This window comes from Nocardioides marinus, from assembly GCF_013408145.1.
Taxonomy (GTDB): Bacteria; Actinomycetota; Actinomycetes; order Propionibacteriales; family Nocardioidaceae; genus Nocardioides; species Nocardioides marinus.
Window position 1 is genome coordinate 649,304 of the sequence record NZ_JACBZI010000001.1, and the last position, 19,893, is coordinate 669,196.

Consider the following 19,893-nt stretch of genomic DNA (forward strand, 5'->3'; position numbering starts at 1 on the left):
GTCCAGACAGCCGTTTGACTGAACTTACGGCGTAAGGCTACCGTCCTTCCATCAGACTTACAACGTAAGGCAACGAACGGAGCGAAGACCATGCGTGCAGTCGTCCAGCGCGGGTTCGGCGGGACCGAGCAGCTGTCGGTGCAGGAGCTGCCCGACCCGACGCCGGGAGAGGGGGAGGTCCTGGTCCGCGTCACCGCGGCCGGCATCGACCGCGGGACCGTGCACCTGCTCTCGGGCCTGCCGCTGGCGGGCCGCCCGTACTTCGGCCTCCGCACCCCGCGCTTCCCCGTGGTGGGGCGCGACGTCTCGGGCACCGTCGCCGCACTCGGCCCGGGCGTCGAGGGCATCAAGGTGGGGCAGCGGGTCATCGGCACCGCCGACGGCTCCGTGGCCGAGCTGGCCGTCGTCCCCGTCTCGCGCCTGGCTGTCGTGCCCGCCGACCTCCCCGGCGACCTCGGCCCGGTCGAGCTGGCCGCCCTGCCCGTCTCCGGGCTCACCGCCCTGCAGGGGCTGGCCAAGGCCCACCGCGGCGAGGGCGTGCGCACCGGGGACCGGGTGCTGGTCATCGGCGCCTCAGGCGGCGTCGGCTCGTACGCCGTCCAGCTGGCCGCCGCCGCGGGCGCCGAGGTCACCGGCGTGGCCAGCGCCGCGAAGGCCGACCTGGTCCGCGACCTCGGCGCCACCCGGGTGCTCGACTACGCGGCCGGAACGCTCGACGACGGCACCCGCTACGACCTGCTCCTCGTCGCCGGCGGCACGCACCGGCTGCGCGACCTGCGCCGGCTGCTGGTCCGCGAGGGCACGCTGGTCCTGGCCGGCGGGGAGAGTGACAACCGGCTGACCGCCGGCGCGCACCGCCAGCTGCTGGCGATGCTCTGGTCGCCTTTCGTCTCCCAGCAGCTGCTCGGGCTGATGTCCCGCGAGAGCGGTGAGGACCTCGCCGCGCTGGTCGAGCACGTCGCCGAGGGGCGGCTCCGCCCTGCCGTGGACCGCACCTTCAGCCTCCCGCAGACGCCTGAGGCGCTCGAGGAGCTGATCGCCGGCCGCGTCCGCGGCAAGGCCGTCATCACCGTCTGACACCCCACCCGACCGACGTCCCCCCTGGAGGACCCATGACCACGCTCACCGCCCCCGCACCGCCCACCGCACCCGACCAGCCCTCGACGCTGCGCTCGGCCGCCCGCACCGCCGCGATCGGGTACGCCGCGATCTTCGTGCTCGCGATCTTCGCCAACTTCCTGGCCGTCGGCTCCGTGCTCCACCCGGGCGACGCCGCCGCGACCGCGGACGCCCTCGTCGACGCCGAGCGGACGTTCCGGCTGGGCACGGCTGCGTTCCTCGTCATCTTTGTCGTCGACGTCGTGCTCGCCTGGGCGCTGCACGTGCTGTTCCGCGGCGTCCACCACGACCTGTCCTTGCTCGCGGCGTGGTGCCGCCTGACCTACACCGTCTTCCTCGGGGTGTCGCTGGTCTTCCTCGACGCCGCGCTGCGGCTGGTCGACCCCGCTTCTGGTCAGGACGACGAGCTGGTGCTGCTGGCGCTGCAGGCCTTCGACACGACCTGGGTGGTCGGGCTGGCGGCCTTCGGCGTCCACCTCGCGCTGCTGGGTCGGCTGCTGTGGCTGGGAGGCGGGCCGCGCTGGCTGGCCATCGGACTGCCCGTCGCCGGTGCGGCGTACGTCGCCGACACCCTCGCCCGGCTGCTGCTCACCGACTACCAGGCCGTCGCCGACCTGATGCTCGCCGTGGTCGCCGCCCCGTCGGTCGTCTTCGAGATGTCGCTGGCGATCTGGCTGGTCCTGGTCTGGCGGGGGCGTGCCACGATCAGGGCGTGACCTCCCTGCTCGTCGCCGCCGGCCAGGCCGTGCCCGTGAACGGCGACCCGACAGCCAACGTCGCCCTCGCCGCCGACCTGACCCGTCAGGCCGGCGAGCGGGGCGTGCGGCTGCTGGTGCTGCCGGAGGCGTTCCTCACCGGCTACGACTGGGCGGCCTTCGACCGGGTCCGTGAGACCGGGGAGCCCCGGGTCGGGGCGCTGGAGGCGCTGACCGCGCCGCTGCGTGCGGCGGCGGTCGAGGCCGGGTGCACCGTGCTGGTCTGCACGCCGCTGCTGCGCGGCGAGGAGATGCGGCTGACCACGCTGGTGGTGCGGCCCGACGGCACGGTCGAGGCGGCGTACGACAAGCAGCACGTCGACCGGCTCGAGCTGCCGTGGTTCACCCCCGGCCCGCGCGGGCCCGTCGTGCTCGACGTCGAGGGCGTCAAGGTCGCGCCGGCCATCTGCTACGACAGCCGGTTCCCCGAGCACGCCGCGGCTGCCGCGGCCGCCGGCGCGCAGGTGTACGCCGTGTCGACGGCCTACCTGGAGGGCTCGACGCGCGGCCGGGCGGTCTCGCTGCCCGCGCGGGCGCTCGACAACGGGATGTTCGTCGTCGCCGGGGCCGCCCTCGGCACGTGTGGGGACCGGCCGATCACGGGCGGCTCGTGCGTGCTCGACCCGGAGGGCCACGAGCTCGCGGTGCTCGGCACCGAGCCCGGGCTGGCGGTGGCCGAGCTCGACCTCGACCTGCTCGCCGAGGTCCGGGCGCGCCAGACGATGCACGCCGACCGGCTCGGGTGAGAATCTCTCGGTGAGCGAGCAGTCCCCCGACAGTGCAGAGCCCTCCGAGAGCACCGAGACCGTCACCATCCACACCGACGGCGCGTGCGTGCCCAACCCCGGCCCCGGCGGCTGGGGCGCGCTGCTGCGCATCGGAAGTCACGAGCTCGAGCTGTGCGGGGGAGAGGCCGGCCAGACCACCAACAACCGGATGGAGCTGACCGCGCCGATCAAGGCGCTCGAGGCGCTGACCCGGCCGGTGCGGGTGGAGCTCTACACCGACTCCACCTACGTCCGCTCCGGCATCACCTCGTGGGTCAACGGCTGGAAGCGCAACGGGTGGAAGACCTCGGCGAAGCAGCCGGTCAAGAACGTCGACCTGTGGCAGGAGCTCGACGCCGCCTGCCAGCGTCACGAGGTGCACTGGCACTGGGTCAAGGGCCACGCCGGCGACGAGGGCAACGAGCGCGCGGACCGGCTGGCTGCCAGGGGGCTCACCGAGGCGGTCGAGGCAGCGGAGGCCTCCTGACCCATCCGTGCCGAGCGATCGCTCGGTCCCTGGGCTACCGTGCCCGACGTGAACCGTGTGCAGCAGCTGCTCGGGGTCGAGATCCCCATCGTCCAGGCCCCGATGACCTTCATCGCCCGCGCGCGGCTGGCCGCCGCGGTCTCCGAGGCCGGGGGCATGGGCATCATCGAGACCCTCACCGCCGAGGGGCGCGAGGACCTGGTGAAGGTCCGCGAGCTCACCGACAAGCCCGTGGGCGCCAACCTGCTCGTCGCCGGCTGGAAGCACGACCCCTCGATCGTCGACACCCTGGTCGAGGCGGGCGTCTCCTACGTCGCCACCTCGGCTGGCGACCCGGCGCTGTTCACCGACCGCCTCAAGGACGCCGGCATCACCGTCTTCCACGTGGTCGGGTCGCTGCGCGCGGCGCAGAAGGCCGAGGCAGCGGGGGTCGACGGCCTGGTGGTGGAGGGTGTCGAGGGCGGTGGCTTCAAGGGCGCCAGCGGTGCCTCGACGATGGTCCTGCTGCCGCTCGTCGCCTCGCACACCTCGCTGCCGTTGATCGCCGCCGGCGGCATCTGCGACGCCACGTCCATGGCGGCGGCGTTCGTCCTCGGCGCCGAGGGCGTTCAGATGGGCACCCGGGTGCTGGCCACCCACGAGTCGGGCGTGCACAGCGCCTTCACCGACGCGATCGTCGCCGCCCCCGAGACCGGCACCATGCTGGTCAGCGTCCCCGGCAACCCCACCATGCGGGTCATCGCCACCGATCGCGCCCACGCCTGGGCCGCCGAGCCCCCGACCGAGAAGCTGATGGACCGCGTGCAGCAGCTCTACTTCGACGGCGACCTCGACGCCAGCCTGGCCAACACCGGCCAGGTCGCCGGCCGCATCGACTCCGTCCGCCCCGTCGCCGAGGTCATCGACGAGATGTGGAGCGGCTGCCGCGACGCCCTCGACGCGGGGCGCACGCGGCTGGGCTGAGCACCCCTCGCCGGTCGAGTTGCGAGGAGCGCTAGCGACGAGCCGCGAGACCCACGGTCCTGGCGCGGATCACGGTCTGGTCACGATGCCCGGATGCCCTGTGGAGAAGGGGTCTGGGCGTCTCGGAATGTCGGTGGTGCCTGGTTGAGTCAGGTCATGGAAGGGCTCGGGCAGCACCAGGTGGACCGTGGTGTCGCGGTCATCGCCGGTGCGCTCACCGAGCTCGTCGAGGTCTCCCTGCTGGGTCTCGACCAGGCGGCAACTGCGGCCTCGTTGGTGGAGATCGCTGCGGCCGAGGCACGCCTGGGTGAGCTCAAGCACCGGGTGCTCGCGCATGCCTCGTCCGTGCGGGTCGAGGAGGCCACCGGCGCCGTCACCACCGCGACCTGGCTGGCCCGCGCCACCCGCACCACCGTCCGGTCGTCCCGCCGGGCCGTGCATCTCGCCACCGCGCTGGAGACCTACGCCCGGCTGCGGGAGGGGTACGCCGCCGGGACGGTGAACACCGAGCAGGCCGAGGTCATCGCCCGTGCCCTCGACGCCGTACCGGTCGACATCCCCGCCACCGTGCGGGCTGCTGCCGAGCAGCGGCTGGTCGACCTCGCTGCGCACCACGACGCCTGCGACCTGCGCGTGCTGGGTGACCGGGTCCTCGACGTCGTCGCCCCCGCCGTCGCTGACGCGCACGAGGCAGCCCGCCTGGAGGCGGAGGAACGCGCAGCCGCGCGGAAGACGATGCTGACCATGACCCCCGATGGGCAGGGCAGCGTGCATGGCCGCTTCACCGTCCCCGAGCTGCACGCCGGGATGCTGCGCAAGCAGCTGCTGGCCCTGGTCGTCCACGACAAACCCGCCCTGGCGTCGACCCCGGTCGAAGGTGAGCGGCCGGAACCGGTCAAGGCCGCCTCCGCCGTCGAGCTCGGCGCCGCCTTCTGCGAGCTGCTGGAGAGACTGGACGGCTCTCACGTCCCGGAGATGTCGACCGGCGCGACGGTGGTGGTCACCATGACCCTCGAGACGCTCGCCGGTGGCCTGTCGGCCGCCACCCTGGACACCGGTGACCGGATCGCCGCCCACACCGCCCGCCGCCTGGCCTGCGAGGCCGCGATCATCCCTGTCGTCCTGGGTGGCAAGCGCGAGGTCCTCGACGTCGGCCGCAGGAAGCGGCTCTTCACCCGCGCCCAACGCATCGCGCTCGCCACCCGCGACAAGGGCTGCACCGCGGCCGGCTGCCGCACCGCCGCATGGTTCTGCCACGCCCACCACGACCAACCCTGGACCACCGGCGGCACCACCGACCTGACCAACGGCCGCCTGCTGTGCCCCACCCACCACCGCACCGCCCACGACCCCCGCTACGAGGCACGGGTCCTGGCCGACCACCAGATCGAGTTCACCCGCAGATGCTGACCCGTCGAGACCCCTACGACATCCGCTTCTACCGATGAGCGGACGCCCTACGTCAGGCGAAGACGCGTCTCGGGACCCATCCGCTCCACTGCCTGCGGATAGTCGGCAAGAGCCTCCACGAACTCTGTGACCAGTTCATGGCCCAGCGGGTAGTCGCCTACAGCGACGTCCTCAACGACCCGGAAGCCTCGACGGACGTCTGCCGCTTCGGGCGACTCCGTCAGTCGGTTTGCTAGCCAGGCAGCGAAGACGCTTACGGCCTGGAACGCGCCCAGTTCGTTCTCTTCCTCGACGAGGTGGACCTGGAACGTCGCTTCGAAAGCGGGCACCTGAGTTCGCAGCATGGCCACCACCGGCGAGCCGACCGCCGAGGTGACGTCCGAGTTTTCTGCCATGAGGCGGAGCGTGTCCTGCCCGTCGTGACGACCGCATCTGCCGCGCACAGTGCGCACGACGCAGTGCGCGCCATTGACTGACGCGTCGACGCCTCGATCACGACGTTCTGCTGGAAAGCCGACTCCCTGGTCTGCAGAACGTCGTGAGCGGCGCACTCCGGGAGCCAAATGTCGTAACTGACATCATGTGACCGTCGTTACACCGCCGTGCCCCGGAGACTCCCCGTCGCCCTGCTGTCCCTCGTGCTGCTCCCGCTGGCGGCGCTGCTGCCGACCAGCCCGAGCGGAGCGGCGGGCACGAAGCCGCCCGCCGACCGGGTGCCCCTGCCGGTGCTGAGCGAGCCGCCCGCGGGGCTGCAGGGGCACCCGTTGTGGGACTCCTGGCACGAGCTGGAGCCGTTCGGCTACACCGAGCAGGAGTGGTTCGTCTCCGGCACGGCCACGGCCGCCGACGGCAGCACCGCGCCGTACACGACCCGCGTCATCGTCACCCGCCCGCAGAAGCGCAAGGACTTCAACGGCTCGGTGATGCTGGACTGGGTCAACGTCACCGCCCAGTTCGAGAACGCCGTCGACAGCCTCGAGGGGCGCGAGGAGCTGCTGCGCAGCGGCTGGGCCTTCGTGCACGTCAGCGCCCAGGCAGCCGGCGTCTGCTGCATCCCCCTGACGCCCAAGGTCTGGGACCCGGTGCGCTACGCCGCGCTCGACCACCCCGGCGACGCGTACGCCGACGACATGTACCTCCAGATCGCCCGGGCCCTGCGCACCAGGAGGGTCGGCGACGTCCGGCCGATGGGGCCGCTCAAGGTACGCCGCGTCGTGGCCGCCGGGCAGTCGCAGTCGGCCGGCCGTCTCGCCGGCATCGTCCGGGCGCACCCCGACGGCGCCGGTGTCATCGACGGCTTCCTGGTCCACGGCGGCCTCGCCGGGCTCGACTACGAGCCCCGCCTCGAGGTACCGGTGATGCAGCTCAACAGCGACTGGGCCGAGTCCACCGGCGAGGCCGACGACGACCCGCTCTACCGGCTGTGGGACGTCGCCGGTTCCGCGCACGCCGGCCTGTTCATCGGCTACCAGCAGGTCTTCGGCTCCGGCCCCCGCGTCGCCGGCCTGCCCGCCATGGACGAGCAGGGCTACCGCGACACCATCGAGGCCGCCGGCGACTACGGCCAGATGCAGGTCAACCCGCTGTACGCCGTGTGCACCGCCGCGGGCGCCTCCTTCCCCATGCGGTACGCCGTCAACACCGCGCTCCGCGAGCTCGACGAGTGGATCCGCACGGGCCAGGCACCGCGCCCCGCGCCCCGCTTCGAGTTCGAGGCCGACGGCGAGACGCCCGCGCGCGACGCGGACGGCAACGTGCTGGGCGGGCTGCGGCTCCCGCCGATCGAGGTGCCCGTAGCGACGTACCGCTCCACCGACTGCCAGCTCGGCGGCATCACCGTGCCCTTCGACCCGATCACGCTGCAGCAGCGCTACCCGACGTTCGCCGACTACGAGCGCCAGCTGCGCAAGGCCACGGACCGCGCGGTCCGCAGGGGCTGGCTGCTGCCGGTCGACGCGCGCGACCAGATGCGCCGCGCCTGCGCGGTCGAGGACCGCTACCCCGGCTCGAGTGACGAGTGCCGCTCCTACCGCCCCCCGCGCTTCGGGGGCTGAACCCGGCGCCCCGGACCTGACACACTGGAGCGCATGACTCCCACGCCCGGAGCCCTCGGTCCCGACGCGCGCGACGCCGCCCTGGCGGCGATGACCGGCCAGGCCGGCGAGCACGAGCTCGACGTCCTCGTGGTCGGGGGAGGGATCACGGGCACCGGCGTCGCCCTCGACGCGGTCACCCGCGGCCTCAGCGTCGGCCTGCTCGAGCAGCGCGACCTCGCCAGCGGCACCTCCAGCCGCAGCAGCAAGCTCATCCACGGCGGCCTGCGCTACCTGGAGATGATGGACTTCGGCCTGGTCCGCGAGGCCCTGCAGGAGCGCGGCCTGCTGCTCACGCGGCTCGCGCCGCACCTGGTCAGCCCGGTGCCGTTCCTCTACCCGCTGACCAAGCCGGTGTGGGAGCGCGCCTACGTCGGCGCCGGCCTCGCGCTGTACGACGGCATGGCCAAGGCCGGCAAGTACGACATGGGCGTGCCGATGCACCGGCACCTCACCCGCCGCCAGGTCGCCCGGATGGCGCCGGACTTCAAGGCCGAGTCGATCGCGGGCGCGATCAAGTACTACGACTGCCAGGTCGACGACGCCCGGATGGTCGTGGCCGTCGCCCGCACCGCCGCCAAGCACGGCGCGCACGTCGCGACCCGGGTGAAGGTGACCGGGTTCCTGCGTGAGGGGGAGCGGGTCGTCGGCGTGACCGCCCGCGACCTGGAGCACGACCGGGACCTCGAGGTCCGCGCCCGCGTGGTCGTCAACGCCGCCGGCGTGTGGACCGACGAGATCCAGGAGATGGTCGGCGGCCGCGGCGCCCTGCACGTGCAGGCCTCCAAGGGCGTGCACATCGTCGTCCCGCGCGACCGCATCCGCTCCGAGGCCGGCTTCATCGTCCGCACCGAGACCTCGGTGCTCTTCGTCATCCCGTGGGGCCGGCACTGGATCATCGGCACCACCGACACCCCCTGGGACCTCGACAAGGCCCATCCGGCGGCCAGCCGCCGCGACCTCGACTACATCCTCGAGCACGTCAACCAGATCCTGCGCGAGCCGCTGGACCACGAGGACGTCGTCGGCGTGTACGCCGGCCTGCGACCGCTGCTCTCCGGCGAGTCCGAGCCCACCTCGAAGATCTCCCGCGAGCACACCGTCGTCACCCCGGTGCCGGGGCTGGTGATGATCGCGGGCGGGAAGTACACGACGTACCGCGTGATGGCGCGCGACGCCATCGACGCCGCCGCCCACAGCCTGCGCACCACCGGGCACGGCGCCGTGCGCGACTCCATCACCGACCGGGTGCCGCTGGTCGGGGCGGAGTCCTACGAGACCCGCTCCAACCAGCGGGTGCTGCTGGCGCGCCGGTCCGGCCTGCACGTCGCCCGGATCGACCACCTGCTGGCCCGCTACGGCGGCCTGGTCGACGACCTGCTGGCCCTCGTCCGCACCCGGCGTGCGTTGGCGGAGCCGCTGACCGGGGCCGAGGACTACCTCGCGGCCGAGGTCGTCTACGCCGTGACCCACGAGGGCGCGCGGCACCTCGACGACGTGCTCACCCGGCGCACCCGCATCTCCATCGAGACCTTCGACCGCGGCGTCGCCGCGGCCCCGCACGCGGCGAGGCTGATGGCGGAGATCCTCGACTGGGACGACGCCCGGGTCGCCGAGGAGGTCGACCACTACCTGCGTCGGGTCGAGGCGGAGCGGCAGTCCCAGCGGATGCTCACCGACCAGGAGGCCGACGAGGCGCGGGTGCAGGTCACCGACCTGGTCTGACACCCGAGATGCCGCGGGACTGCTTGACCCGGTTGGTCCGGCCCGGGCGCTCGGGGTCGCGCTTGAGCACGTAGGTGCCGACGACCCGCGAAGGCTTGCGGTAGACCACGCGTCGCGGCCCGTTGCCGCCCTCGGTCGACCACAGCTTGGTGCCGCTCCACTGCGGGTCACCCTGGAGGTAGCGCGTCTCGAGCATCAGCTTGGTCTCGGTCACCTGCCCGAGCACGTAGGACGACTCGCCCCGGTAGAACAGCCCGCCGTGGCACATCTGCACGACCCCCTGGCGGCGGATCACGGTGTGGTCGTGCACCTCGCCGCACAGGTAGGCATCCACGTCGTGCCTGCGCAGCAGCGCCCACAGGTCGCTGCCCTCGTAGGTGAGGCCGGAGGAGAAGCGGGTGCGCACCGGCCCGAGGACCGGCACGTGCCCCTGCACGACGACCCACGGGACCTGCTGCTTCTTCGCCCGGCGCAGCACGGTCGAGAGCCAGGCACGCTGGTCGGGGTCCAGGCTGACCGAGACGCCGTTGGAGGTCGGCCGGAACACGTCGACGGTGACCAGCAGCAGGTTCCGGTCCAGCCGGACGGCGTACGCCGTGTCGCCGGCCTGGCCGCGCTCCGGGCTCGAGACCCCGCCGACCCGGCGCAGGTCGTCGCCGGGTGCGCGCCGCACGGCGTCGTAGGTGTGCTTGACCAGCTGCCGCTTCCACAGCCAGGTGTGGTGGGCCTTGAACCGGATCCACGCCCGCTCCTGCGCGTCACCGCGCGGCTTCCACGGGTCGTCGCCGATCTCGTGGTCGCCGACGGCGGGGTAGGCCCGCAGCCCGTGGTCGGTGACGCGACGCAGCCAGTCGCCGTAGTAGATCCGCGCTGCTTCCTTGAGGGCCTGCTTGCGCTGCGGGGTGGTGCGGTGCGGCCCGAACGGGTCGGCACCGGTCTCGTCCTTGCCCCACTCGCCCTCGACCAGGTCGCCGGCGACGAGGAACGCCTCGGGTCGTTGCGAGGCGACGTCGTCGAGGACGTGGTCGAGGGACTTCTCGTAGGCGGCGTTGGTGCCCGTCGGGTCGCCCTTGCGCCAGTGGGACGCGCGGGTCACGTCGCCGACGTCCTGGTTGAGGAAGTCCGGGAAGGACACGAAGCGGTAGGCGCCGTCGGGCCGGGGGAGCCCGCGCACGGTCGGGCGGTCGTCGGGGTCGGCCGCGACCGCGCTCCGGGCGGCGGACGGGGCCGCGGGCGCCGGCGGGGCTGCGGGTCCGCCCAGGGTGCTCAGGGCGGCGCCGACCACAAGCGCGGCGACGGCGGTCGAGCGGGTCGAGCGGAGGGAGGGACCGAGCACCCAGCCAGGTTAAAGAAGGGACGGGTGGTGCGCTGAATCCCCGACGGATCGGTCCCGATGGCGGCTTGCGGACGCCTGAGAGACCTCTTTCACACCTGTCTGGCACGCGTTGACAAAGTAGAACAGGTTCTAGGAGTCTGGGTGGGCATGACCCACGTCACACCGTCCGGACGAAGGAGTCGACCGTCGTGACCCAGGCGCCACCGCCCGCAGACCTGAAGATGCAGCGCAGCAGCCGTGACGCGGCGCGTGTGCCCGAGGTGCTGGAGGGCTGGCTGAGCCGTCTGCTCCCTGCCGGCGCCGAGCCGGAGGTGGTGCTGCACAGCGGCATCGACAGCAACGGCATGTCCTCCGAGACCCTCGTCCTGGACGCGACCTGGACCGAGGACGGCTCGCGCGACACGGTGCCACTGGTCGCCCGCGTCGCGCCCGCGCCGCAGGACTTCCCGGTCTTCCCGCGCTACGAGCTCGGCCACCAGTACGAGGTCATCCGCCAGGTCGGCGAGCTCACCGACGTCCCGGTCCCCGGCGTGCGCTGGCTGGAGGAGTCCGGTGAGGTGCTCGGCACCCCGTGCTTCCTCATGGACCGCGTGGACGGCGTCGTGCCGCCCGACGTCCTGCCCTACCCCTTCGGCGACAACTGGCTCTACGACGCCGACCGCGCCGACCAGCGCCGCCTGCAGGACTCCACCGTCGACGTGCTGGCCCGGCTGCACGCCATTGACGAGCCCCTCGAGCGCTTCGGCTACCTCGCCCCCGAGCAGGACGGCGAGACGCTGCTGCACCGCAACCTCGCCAAGGTCCGCGCGTGGTACCACTTCGCGGTCCGCGACCTCGCGCCGTCCCCGATCGTCGAGCGGGCCCTGACCTGGCTCGAGGCGAACGTCCCGACCGCCGAGGAGCAGGGTGACCCGGTGCTGTGCTGGGGAGACGCCCGCATCGGCAACGTCATCTACCGCGACTTCGAGCCGGTGGCCGTCCTGGACTGGGAGATGGTCACCCTCGGGCCGCGCGCGCTCGACGTCAGCTGGCTGCTCTTCGCCCACCAGGTCTTCGAGTCGATCGTCGGCATGCTCGAGCTGCCCGGCATGCCGCACTTCCTGCGCGAGGAGGACGTGGTGACGACGTACGCCGAGCGCACCGGCGTCGAGCTCGGCGACCTCGACTGGTACCACGTCTACAACGGGCTGCAGTGGTGCATCGTCTTCATGCGCACCGGCGCCCGCCAAGTCCACTTCGGGGAGATCGAGATGCCTGCGGACATCGAGTCGCTGTTCCACTGCAAGCCGCTGCTGGAGTCGATCCTGGCGAAGGTGGGTGCCTGATGACTCCACCGAGCAGTGCGCGCGGCGGGTTGGGCCCGCTCGACGAGTACCCCCTCCACCAGGTCCCGCAGCCCATCGGCTGGCCGGGGCCCAGCGACCGGCACTTCTACGACCGCTGCTACTTCAACGCCCACGACCGCACCGGCGACATCTTCGTGATCTCGGGCATGGGCTACTACCCCAACCTGCGCACGAAGGACGCCTTCTTCCTCGTCACCCGCGGCGACCAGCAGACCGCGGTCCACCTCGGCGGCGAGATCGACGACGACCGGCTGGACCAGCGCGTCGGCGGCTACCGGCTCGAGGTGATCGAGCCGCTGCAGAAGATCCGCATGGTGCTGGAGGAGACCGAGGGCCTGGCCGCCGACCTGACCTGGGAGGGCTCGTTCGAGGTCGTGCAGGAGCAGCGCCACGTCATGCGGCAGGGCACCCGCGTCGTCCTCGACGCCCAGCGCTTCGCGCAGGTCGGCACCTGGTCCGGCTCGCTGTCGGTCGACGGCGAGGAGATCAGCGTCAGCCCCGACACCTGGGTCGGGACGCGTGACCGCTCCTGGGGCATCCGGCCCGTGGGCGAGGCCGAGCCCGCCGGCCGCCCCGCCGACTTCGACGGCATGTGGTGGCTCTACGTCCCCATGCGCTTCGAGGACTACGCCATCGTCGTGATCATGCAGGAGGACGGCGACGGCATCCGTACCCTCAACGACTGCACCCGGATCTGGAAGGACGGGCGCGTCGAGCAGCTCGGCTGGCCCCAGGTCACCATCCACTACACCCCCGGCGGCCGCAGGCCGACCGGCGCGACGCTCGAGTGCGCGACCCGCCAGGGCCCGCTGCGCATCGAGGTCGAGTCCCGCCTCGCCGTGCCGCTGCACTTCGGCGGCGGGTACGGCGGCGACCAGGACTGGCTGCACGGCCAGTGGCACGGCGAGTCCTTCACCGAGCGCCGCACCTACGACCTGACCTCCGACGCGGTGAAGAGCATGTTCATGTTCGGCTGCGTCGACCACGTCGGCCGCGCCGTGGTGCACGAGAAGGGCACCGAGACCGAGGGCTTCGGCCTCTTCGAGCACTTCTCCGTCGGCCGCCACGAGCCCTCCGGCTTCACCGACTTCTTCTCCGTCGCCCCCTGACCGGCCTGTGACCGGCACCGACACCTCCAGGAGCACCGCATGAGCCTCGACCGCGACGCCTTCTACATCGACGGCGGCTGGCGCGCCCCCGCCACCGACGCCACCCTGCAGGTGGTCTCCCCGCACAGCGAGGAGGTGATCGCGACCGTGCCGGAGGCGGCGCCGGCCGACGTCGACGCCGCGGTGGCGGCCGCTCGACAGGCCTTCGACCACGGCCCCTGGCCGCGGATGACGCCCCAGGAGCGGATCGCGGTCATCGAGGCCTTCTCGGGGCTCTACGCCGCCAAGCTCACCGAGATGGCCGAGCTGATCAGCCTCGAGATGGGCTCGCCCACCTCCTTCTCCCAGCTCGCCCAGTCGCCGGCGCCGTGGATGCAGATCGAGTCGTTCCTGGCGATCGCGCGGGAGTTCCCGTGGGAGGCCGCCCGACCCGGCGCCCTGGGCTCCGACGTCGTGGTGCGTCACGAGCCCGTGGGTGTCGTGGCGGCCATCCCGCCGTGGAACGTCCCGCAGTTCACCGTGATGTCCAAGGTCGTCCCGGCCCTGCTCGCCGGGTGCACCGTCGTGGTCAAGCCGGCCCCCGAGTCGCCGCTGGACTGCTACCTGATGGCCGAGCTGCTCCACGAGGCCGGCGTGCCGGCCGGCGCGGTCAACATCGTGGCCGGCGGCCGCGAGGTCGGCCAGCACCTGGTCGCCCACCCCGGCGTCGACAAGGTCGCCTTCACCGGCTCCACCGCCGCGGGGCGGGCGATCGGTGCCGTCTGCGGTGAGCAGCTCAAGCGGGTCTCCCTCGAGCTGGGCGGCAAGTCGGCCGCGATCGTGCTCGAGGACGCCGACCTCGCCGCCACCGTCGAGGGGCTGAAGTTCCTCTCGGTGATGAACTCCGGCCAGGCCTGCGTCGCCCAGACCCGGGTCCTCGCGCCCCGCTCGCGCTACGAGGAGGTCGTCGAGGCGCTCGCGGCCGGCATCGGCGGCATGCAGGTCGGCGACCCGATGGACCCCGCCACCGAGATCGGCCCGATGGTCGCCCAGCGCCAGCAGGAGCGGGTCGCCAAGTACATCGCCCTGGGTCAGGAGGAGGGTGCCCGCCTGGTCACCGGAGGCGTCGGGATGCCCGACGGCCTGGACCGCGGCTGGTACGTCCGCCCCACGGTGTTCGCCGACGTGGACAACCGGATGCGGATCGCGCAGGAGGAGATCTTCGGCCCCGTGGTCTCGGTGATCGCCTACGACGGGGTCGAGGACGCCGTACGCATCGCCAACGACTCCGATTACGGCCTGGCCGGCACCGTGTGGACCACCGACGTCGACGCGGGGCTCGAGGTCGCCCGCGGGGTGCGCACCGGCACCTACGGCATCAACACCTACACGATGGACTTCGCCGCTCCGTTCGGCGGCTTCAAGGCCTCCGGCCTGGGCCGGGAGTTCGGCCCCGAGGGCCTGGGGCAGTACACCGAGGTGAAGTCGATCTACACCCCGCCGCCGGCCGGCTGAGTCCGGCGGTCGATCGGCGGGGTGGAGGCACACGCGGCTTGACATCGCAAAAGAATGTGTCAAGTGCCACGAACTGCTACTGAAGGGTAGTTCCGGAGACGCCGGTCACATACTCTCGGTACATGAGCGCCTCCACCCCCGATCCCACCGGCCGCCCGCTCGCCGACGGCCCGCACGACCCCGAGCACGACCCCACCGCTTCCTACGCCCTAGAGCCGGAGTACGTCGAGGCGCTCACGCGGCGCATCCTGGCGACCTCGGGGGAGACCGCGGAGGTCCGCTCGCCGATCAACGGCGCGCCCCTGGCCCACATCCCTCAGTCCACCGAGGACGACGTCGTGGAGGCCTTCGCGCGCGCCCGGCGCGCCCAGGAGGCCTGGGCGCGCACCAGCCTGGAGCACCGCTCGGCGATCATGATGCGGCTGCACGACCTGGTGCTCGACCGCCAGGACGAGATCCTCGACCTGATCGTGTGGGAGTCGGGCAAGGCCCGCAAGCACGCGTTCGACGAGCCGATGCACATCGCGCTCACCGCGCGCTACTACGGCCGCACCGCCTCAGAGCACCTCGGCACCAAGCGCAAGCTCGGCGTGGTCCCCGGCCTGACCCGGGTCGAGGTCAACCGGGTGCCGAAGGGCGTCGTCGGCATCATCTCGCCGTGGAACTACCCCTTCACCATGGCGCTGTGCGACGGCCTCCCGGCCCTGCTGGCCGGCAACGCCGTCGTGGCCAAGCCCGACGCCCAGACCATGCTCTCCGCCCTGCTCGGCGCCCAGCTGCTCGAGGAGGCGGGCTTCCCGAAGGACCTGTGGCAGGTCGTCGCCGGGCCCGGCTCGCGGGTGGGCACGTCGGTGATCGGCAAGGCCGACTACATCTGCTTCACCGGCTCGACCGCCACCGGCAAGAAGGTCGCGGCCGGGTGCGCCGAGCGGCTCATCGGCTGCTCGCTGGAGCTCGGCGGCAAGAACCCCATGCTGGTGCTGCGTGACGCCGACGTCGAGCGCGCGGCCGAGGGCGCCGTCCGCGCCTCGTTCTCCAACGCCGGTCAGCTGTGCGTCTCCATGGAGCGCCTCTTCGTCGCCGACCAGGTCTACGACCGGTTCCGGGAGCGCTTCGTGGCCCGCACCCAGGCCATGACCCTGGGCGCCACCCTGGACTGGGGCAACGACATGGGCTCGTTGATCAGCCAGGACCAGCTCGACACCGTCACCCGCCACGTCGAGGACGCGGTGGCCAAGGGCGCCCAGGTGCTCTGCGGCGGCAGGGCCCGGCCCGACCTCGGCCCGTTCTACTTCGAGCCGACGATCCTCGAGGGCGTCACCCCCGACATGACCTGCTTCGGCGAGGAGACCTTCGGACCGGTCATCTCCCTCTACCGCTTCCACGACGAGGCCGACGCCGTGGCCCGCGCCAACGACGGCGAGTACGGCCTCAACGCCTCGATCTACAGCCGTGACGGCGCCCGCGCCCGTGACCTGGCCCGTCAGGTCAAGTGCGGCACCGTCAACATCAACGAGGCCTTCGGTGCCACCTTCGCCAGCATCGACTCCCCGATGGGCGGCATGCGCGAGTCCGGCATGGGCCGCCGCCAGGGCAGCGAGGGCATCCACCGCTACACCGAGTCCCAGTCGGTGGGCCAGCAGAAGCTGATCCGCTTCGCCCCGATGCTGGGCATGTCCGACGAGCAGTACGCCGGTGTGATGACCGCGAACCTGCGCCTGATGAAGAAGCTGGGAAGGGCCTGACATGGGCAAGCACGCGACCTTCGACTACGACGTCCTGGTCATCGGGTCCGGCTTCGGCGGCTCGGTCTCCGCGCTGCGGCTGACGGAGAAGGGCTACAAGGTCGGCGTCATCGAGGCCGGCGCCCGGTTCGAGGACTCCGACTTCTCCTCCGGCACCCTCGACATCACCAGCTACCTGTGGGCGCCCGCCCTGGGGTGCTACGGCATCCAGCGCATCGACGCGGTCCGCGACACGCTGATCGTGGCCGGCGCGGGTGTCGGCGGCGGCTCCCTGGTCTACGCCAACACCCTCTACGAGCCGCTGCCGGCGTTCTACAACGACGCCCAGTGGAGCCACATCACCGACTGGCGCGACGAGCTCGCGCCGTACTACGACCAGGCCAAGCGGATGCTCGGTGTCGTCGAGAACCCCGTGCGGACCCCGGCCGACGACGTGATGGAGAAGGTCGCGACCGACATGGGCGTGGCCGACACCTTCCACCCGACGCCGGTGGGCGTCTTCTTCGGCGGTCCCGGTGCCGACCCGGACGAGAAGGTCGCCGACCCGTTCTTCGGCGGCGCCGGCCCCGACCGCAACCCGTGCCGCAACTGCGGTGAGTGCATGTCGGGCTGCCGCCACAACGCCAAGAACACCCTGGTCAAGAACTACCTCTACCTCGCGGAGAAGAACGGCGCGAAGGTGATGCCGCTGACCACGGTCACCCGGGTCAGCCCCCGTGACGGCGGCGGGTACGACGTCGCGGTGAAGTTCACCAAGGCCCGGCGGGCCACCGCGCGGACCACCCGCACGCTCACCGCCGAGCACGTCGTGTTCGCCGCGGCCTCGCTGGGGACGCAGAAGCTGCTGCACCGGATGAAGGACGAGGGCCACCTGCCCGGGCTGTCGGACCGCCTGGGCTACCTCTCCCGCACCAACTCCGAGTCGATCCTCGGCGCGATCGCGCCGAGCAGCGACACCACGGACTACTCCTACGGCGTCGCGATCACCTCGAGCTTCCACCCCGACGCCGACACCCACATCGAGCCGGTGCGCTACGGCAAGGGCTTCAACACCATGGCGCTGATGCAGACGGTGCTGACCGACGGTGACGGCGACGAGCCGCGCTGGCGCAGCTGGCTGAAGGAGATGTGGAACCAGCGCAGAAACATCAAGGAGCTCTACGACCTCAAGCACTGGTCGGAGCGGACCGTGATCGCGCTGGTCATGCAGTCGCTGGACAACTCCATCCAGACCTACGGGAAGAAGGGCCCCCTGGGCTGGCGGATGACCTCCCGTCAGGGCCACGGTGCCCCCAACCCGACGTGGATCCCGGTCGCCAACGAGGCCGTACGCCGGATGGCCCGCCTGCTCGGCGGCACGCCCGGCGGCAACATCGGCGAGCCGTTCAACATGCCGCTGACCGCCCACTTCATCGGCGGCTGCGCGATCGGCGACTCGATCGAGAACGGCGTGATCGACCCCTACCAGCGCATCTACGGCCACCCCGGCCTGCACGTCGCCGACGGCTCGGCGATCAGCGCCAACCTGGGCGTCAACCCGTCGCTGACGATCACCGCCCAGGCCGAGCGGATGATGGCGCTGTGGCCCAACAAGGGCGAGGCCGACGCGCGCCCGCCGCTGGGTGCCGACTACGAGCGCATCGCCCCCGTGGCCCCGGCCTCCCCGGCCGTCCCGGCCGCGGCTCCCGGCGCGCTGCGACTCCCGATCGTGGGGGTCTCCTGAGGACGCCTCTCAGGTCGGTGGTCTGGACCGGGAAAGTATTTCTGATCCGGACGTGACCTGGACGTAACCCCCGACCCGGGTCGTCGTTGAGGTGGGCAGACCCGGCAGTCATGCTCCCTCCCAAAGGCCGGGTCGCGGTCCAGGCGCTGTCCAGCAGAGCGTGGACGATCAGGGCCCGGCCACCCTCCCTCCCCGGCCGGGCCCTGGTGCATTTCCTGGGGTTTCTCGTCGATAGGATTCGCCGCATGACGGATGCGCCCGAGCACGACCTGGTCCTCGTCGTCGACTTCGGCGCCCAGTACGCCCAGCTGATCGCGCGCCGCGTGCGCGAGGCTCGGGTCTACTCCGAGATCGTGCCCCACGACATGCCGGTCGCCGAGATGCTGGCCAAGGGCCCGAAGGCGATCATCCTCTCCGGCGGCCCGTCCTCGGTGTACGCCGACGGCGCCCCGTCGATCGACCGGGCCATGTTCACCAGCGGGACCCCGGTCTTCGGCATGTGCTACGGCTTCCAGCTGATGGCGCTCGGGCTGGGCGGCACCGTCGACAACAACGGGGCGCGGGAGTACGGCCGGACCCCGGTCACCATCGGCGAGCACGGCGTGCTCCTCGAGGGTATCCCCGCCCAGCACAACGTCTGGATGTCGCACGGCGACTCGGTCTCCCAGGCTCCCGAGGGCTTCTCGGTGCTCGCCAGCACCGAGGGCACCCCTGTGGCGGCGTTCGAGAACGTCGAGGCCGGGTTCGCCGGGGTGCAGTGGCACCCGGAGGTGATGCACTCCGAGCACGGCCAGCGCATCCTCGAGCACTTCCTCTGGAACATCGCCAAGTGCGCCCCCACCTGGACCATCGGCAACATCGCCGAGGAGCAGGTCGAGCGGGTCCGCGCGCAGATCGGGGAGACCGGCCGCGCGATCTGCGGCCTCTCCGGCGGTGTTGACTCCGCGGTGGCCGGCGCGATCGTCGCGAAGGCGATCGGGGAGCGGCTCACCTGCGTCTACGTCGACCACGGGCTGATGCGCAAGGGCGAGTCCGAGCAGGTCGAGCGCGACTTCGTCGCGGCCACCGGCGCGAAGCTGGTCGTCGTCGATGCGGAGAAGCAGTTCCTCGACGCGCTGGCCGGCGTCAGCGACCCCGAGACCAAGCGCAAGATCATCGGCCGGGAGTTCATCCGCACCTTCGAGGCCGCCCAGTCCGACATCATCGAGGCTGCCCCCGAGGGCACCACCGTCGGCTTCCTGGTGCAGGGCACGCTCTACCCCGACGTGGTCGAGTCCGGCCACGGTGCCGGCGCGGCCACCATCAAGAGCCACCACAACGTGGGCGGCCTGCCCGAGGACATCGAGTTCGAGCTCGTCGAGCCGCTGCGCACCCTGTTCAAGGACGAGGTCCGCGCGGTGGGTGCCCAGCTCGGCCTGCCCGACGTCATCGTCCAGCGCCAGCCCTTCCCCGGCCCGGGCCTGGGCATCCGCATCATCGGCGAGGTGACCCGCGAGCGGCTCGACATCCTGCGCGAGGCCGACGCCATCGCCCGCGAGGAGATGACCCGCGCCGGCCTCGACCACGACATCTGGCAGATGCCGGTCGTGCTGCTCGCCGACGTCCGCAGCGTCGGCGTCCAGGGCGACGGCCGCACCTACGGCCACCCGGTGGTCCTGCGGCCGGTCACCTCCGAGGACGCCATGACCGCCGACTGGGCGCGCCTGCCCTACGAGGTGCTGGAGCGGATCTCGACCCGCATCACCAACGAGGTGCCCGAGGTCAACCGGGTCACCGTCGACATCACCAGCAAGCCGCCGGGCACCATCGAGTGGGAGTGAC

16 protein-coding genes are annotated in these 19,893 nt (G+C 71.9%); 14 read left to right on the forward strand and 2 right to left on the reverse strand.

The features are described 5' to 3' along the window. Positions 1-90: 90 nt before the first annotated feature. The 6 genes from BKA05_RS03185 to BKA05_RS03210 all read left to right on the forward strand — a co-directional run bounded on the left by BKA05_RS03185 (position 91) and on the right by BKA05_RS03210 (position 5,501). Positions 91-1,077 (forward strand): NAD(P)-dependent alcohol dehydrogenase, encoded by a 987-nt coding sequence (locus BKA05_RS03185; protein ID WP_179530131.1) that lies wholly within the window; start codon positions 91-93, stop codon positions 1,075-1,077. A 35-nt stretch (positions 1,078-1,112) separates the two neighbouring features. Further along, on the forward strand, positions 1,113-1,835 hold the full coding sequence (locus BKA05_RS03190) for a DUF4386 domain-containing protein (protein WP_179530132.1): 723 nt from the start codon (positions 1,113-1,115) through the stop codon (positions 1,833-1,835). After that, positions 1,832-2,620: a nitrilase-related carbon-nitrogen hydrolase gene (locus tag BKA05_RS03195; RefSeq protein WP_179530133.1), complete on the forward strand. Its 789-nt coding sequence runs from the start codon at positions 1,832-1,834 to the stop codon at positions 2,618-2,620. The genes BKA05_RS03190 and BKA05_RS03195 overlap by 4 nt, the downstream gene beginning before the upstream one ends. 10 nt (positions 2,621-2,630) lie before the next feature. Then, positions 2,631-3,128 (forward strand): ribonuclease HI, encoded by a 498-nt coding sequence (rnhA, locus tag BKA05_RS03200; RefSeq protein WP_179530134.1) that lies wholly within the window; start codon positions 2,631-2,633, stop codon positions 3,126-3,128. 48 nt (positions 3,129-3,176) lie between these two features. Then, positions 3,177-4,091: a nitronate monooxygenase gene (locus tag BKA05_RS03205; protein WP_179530135.1), complete on the forward strand. Its 915-nt coding sequence runs from the start codon at positions 3,177-3,179 to the stop codon at positions 4,089-4,091. A 156-nt stretch (positions 4,092-4,247) separates the two neighbouring features. Beyond that, positions 4,248-5,501 carry an HNH endonuclease signature motif containing protein gene (locus BKA05_RS03210; protein ID WP_179530136.1) on the forward strand — a complete coding sequence of 418 codons (1,254 nt, stop codon included), beginning with the start codon at positions 4,248-4,250 and terminating at the stop codon, positions 5,499-5,501. Between the two features lie 47 nt (positions 5,502-5,548). Here the strand turns inward: BKA05_RS03210 and BKA05_RS03215 are convergent, their stop codons facing one another. Then, positions 5,549-5,896, reverse strand: coding sequence for a hypothetical protein (locus BKA05_RS03215; RefSeq protein WP_179530137.1), 348 nt, complete (start codon positions 5,894-5,896; stop codon positions 5,549-5,551). A gap of 207 nt (positions 5,897-6,103) precedes the next feature. Between BKA05_RS03215 and BKA05_RS03220 the strand changes: the two genes are divergently transcribed. Beyond that, positions 6,104-7,555 carry an alpha/beta hydrolase domain-containing protein gene (locus BKA05_RS03220; protein ID WP_179530138.1) on the forward strand — a complete coding sequence of 484 codons (1,452 nt, stop codon included), beginning with the start codon at positions 6,104-6,106 and terminating at the stop codon, positions 7,553-7,555. A 33-nt stretch (positions 7,556-7,588) separates the two neighbouring features. Then, positions 7,589-9,319: a glycerol-3-phosphate dehydrogenase gene (gene glpD, locus BKA05_RS03225; RefSeq protein ID WP_179530139.1), complete on the forward strand. Its 1,731-nt coding sequence runs from the start codon at positions 7,589-7,591 to the stop codon at positions 9,317-9,319. Here glpD and BKA05_RS03230 read toward each other — a convergent pair. Continuing rightward, a complete protein-coding gene (locus BKA05_RS03230) occupies positions 9,303-10,655 on the reverse strand; it encodes a metallophosphoesterase (protein WP_179530140.1) in 1,353 nt (450 codons plus the stop codon). The genes glpD and BKA05_RS03230 overlap by 17 nt on opposite strands. Positions 10,656-10,843: 188 nt before the next feature. Here BKA05_RS03230 and BKA05_RS03235 point away from each other — a divergent pair, with 188 nt between their 5' ends. The 6 genes from BKA05_RS03235 (at position 10,844) to guaA (ending at position 19,892) form a co-directional block, all read left to right on the forward strand. After that, complete coding sequence (locus BKA05_RS03235) at positions 10,844-11,980, forward strand: phosphotransferase family protein (RefSeq protein WP_343045503.1); 1,137 nt, start codon at positions 10,844-10,846, stop codon at positions 11,978-11,980. Further along, positions 11,980-13,110: an Rv3169 family protein gene (locus BKA05_RS03240; protein WP_179530141.1), complete on the forward strand. Its 1,131-nt coding sequence runs from the start codon at positions 11,980-11,982 to the stop codon at positions 13,108-13,110. The genes BKA05_RS03235 and BKA05_RS03240 overlap by 1 nt, the downstream gene beginning before the upstream one ends. Positions 13,111-13,149: 39 nt before the next feature. Next, positions 13,150-14,604: an aldehyde dehydrogenase gene (locus BKA05_RS03245; RefSeq protein ID WP_179530142.1), complete on the forward strand. Its 1,455-nt coding sequence runs from the start codon at positions 13,150-13,152 to the stop codon at positions 14,602-14,604. Between the two features lie 122 nt (positions 14,605-14,726). Further along, on the forward strand, positions 14,727-16,349 hold the full coding sequence (locus tag BKA05_RS03250) for a succinic semialdehyde dehydrogenase (protein WP_179530143.1): 1,623 nt from the start codon (positions 14,727-14,729) through the stop codon (positions 16,347-16,349). A 1-nt stretch (position 16,350) separates the two neighbouring features. After that, positions 16,351-18,072: a GMC family oxidoreductase gene (locus BKA05_RS03255; RefSeq protein ID WP_179530144.1), complete on the forward strand. Its 1,722-nt coding sequence runs from the start codon at positions 16,351-16,353 to the stop codon at positions 18,070-18,072. A 245-nt stretch (positions 18,073-18,317) separates the two neighbouring features. Continuing rightward, on the forward strand, positions 18,318-19,892 hold the full coding sequence (guaA, locus tag BKA05_RS03260; RefSeq protein WP_179530145.1) for a glutamine-hydrolyzing GMP synthase: 1,575 nt from the start codon (positions 18,318-18,320) through the stop codon (positions 19,890-19,892). Position 19,893 lies beyond the last annotated feature (1 nt).

Bases quoted from the DNA above. Each gene is read 5' to 3' on its own strand.
- BKA05_RS03255 (WP_179530144.1), top strand. From the start codon at position 16,351: ATGGGCAAGCACGCGACCTTCGACTACGACGTCCTGGTCATCGGGTCC.
- BKA05_RS03245 (WP_179530142.1), top strand. From the start codon at position 13,150: ATGAGCCTCGACCGCGACGCCTTCTACATCGACGGCGGCTGGCGCGCC.
- BKA05_RS03190 (WP_179530132.1), top strand. From the start codon at position 1,113: ATGACCACGCTCACCGCCCCCGCACCGCCCACCGCACCCGACCAGCCC.
- BKA05_RS03250 (WP_179530143.1), top strand. From the start codon at position 14,727: ATGAGCGCCTCCACCCCCGATCCCACCGGCCGCCCGCTCGCCGACGGC.
- BKA05_RS03185 (WP_179530131.1), top strand. From the start codon at position 91: ATGCGTGCAGTCGTCCAGCGCGGGTTCGGCGGGACCGAGCAGCTGTCG.
- BKA05_RS03215 (WP_179530137.1), bottom strand. From the start codon at position 5,896: ATGGCAGAAAACTCGGACGTCACCTCGGCGGTCGGCTCGCCGGTGGTG.
- BKA05_RS03210 (WP_179530136.1), top strand. From the start codon at position 4,248: ATGGAAGGGCTCGGGCAGCACCAGGTGGACCGTGGTGTCGCGGTCATC.
- BKA05_RS03240 (WP_179530141.1), top strand. From the start codon at position 11,980: ATGACTCCACCGAGCAGTGCGCGCGGCGGGTTGGGCCCGCTCGACGAG.
- glpD (WP_179530139.1), top strand. From the start codon at position 7,589: ATGACTCCCACGCCCGGAGCCCTCGGTCCCGACGCGCGCGACGCCGCC.
- guaA (WP_179530145.1), top strand. From the start codon at position 18,318: ATGACGGATGCGCCCGAGCACGACCTGGTCCTCGTCGTCGACTTCGGC.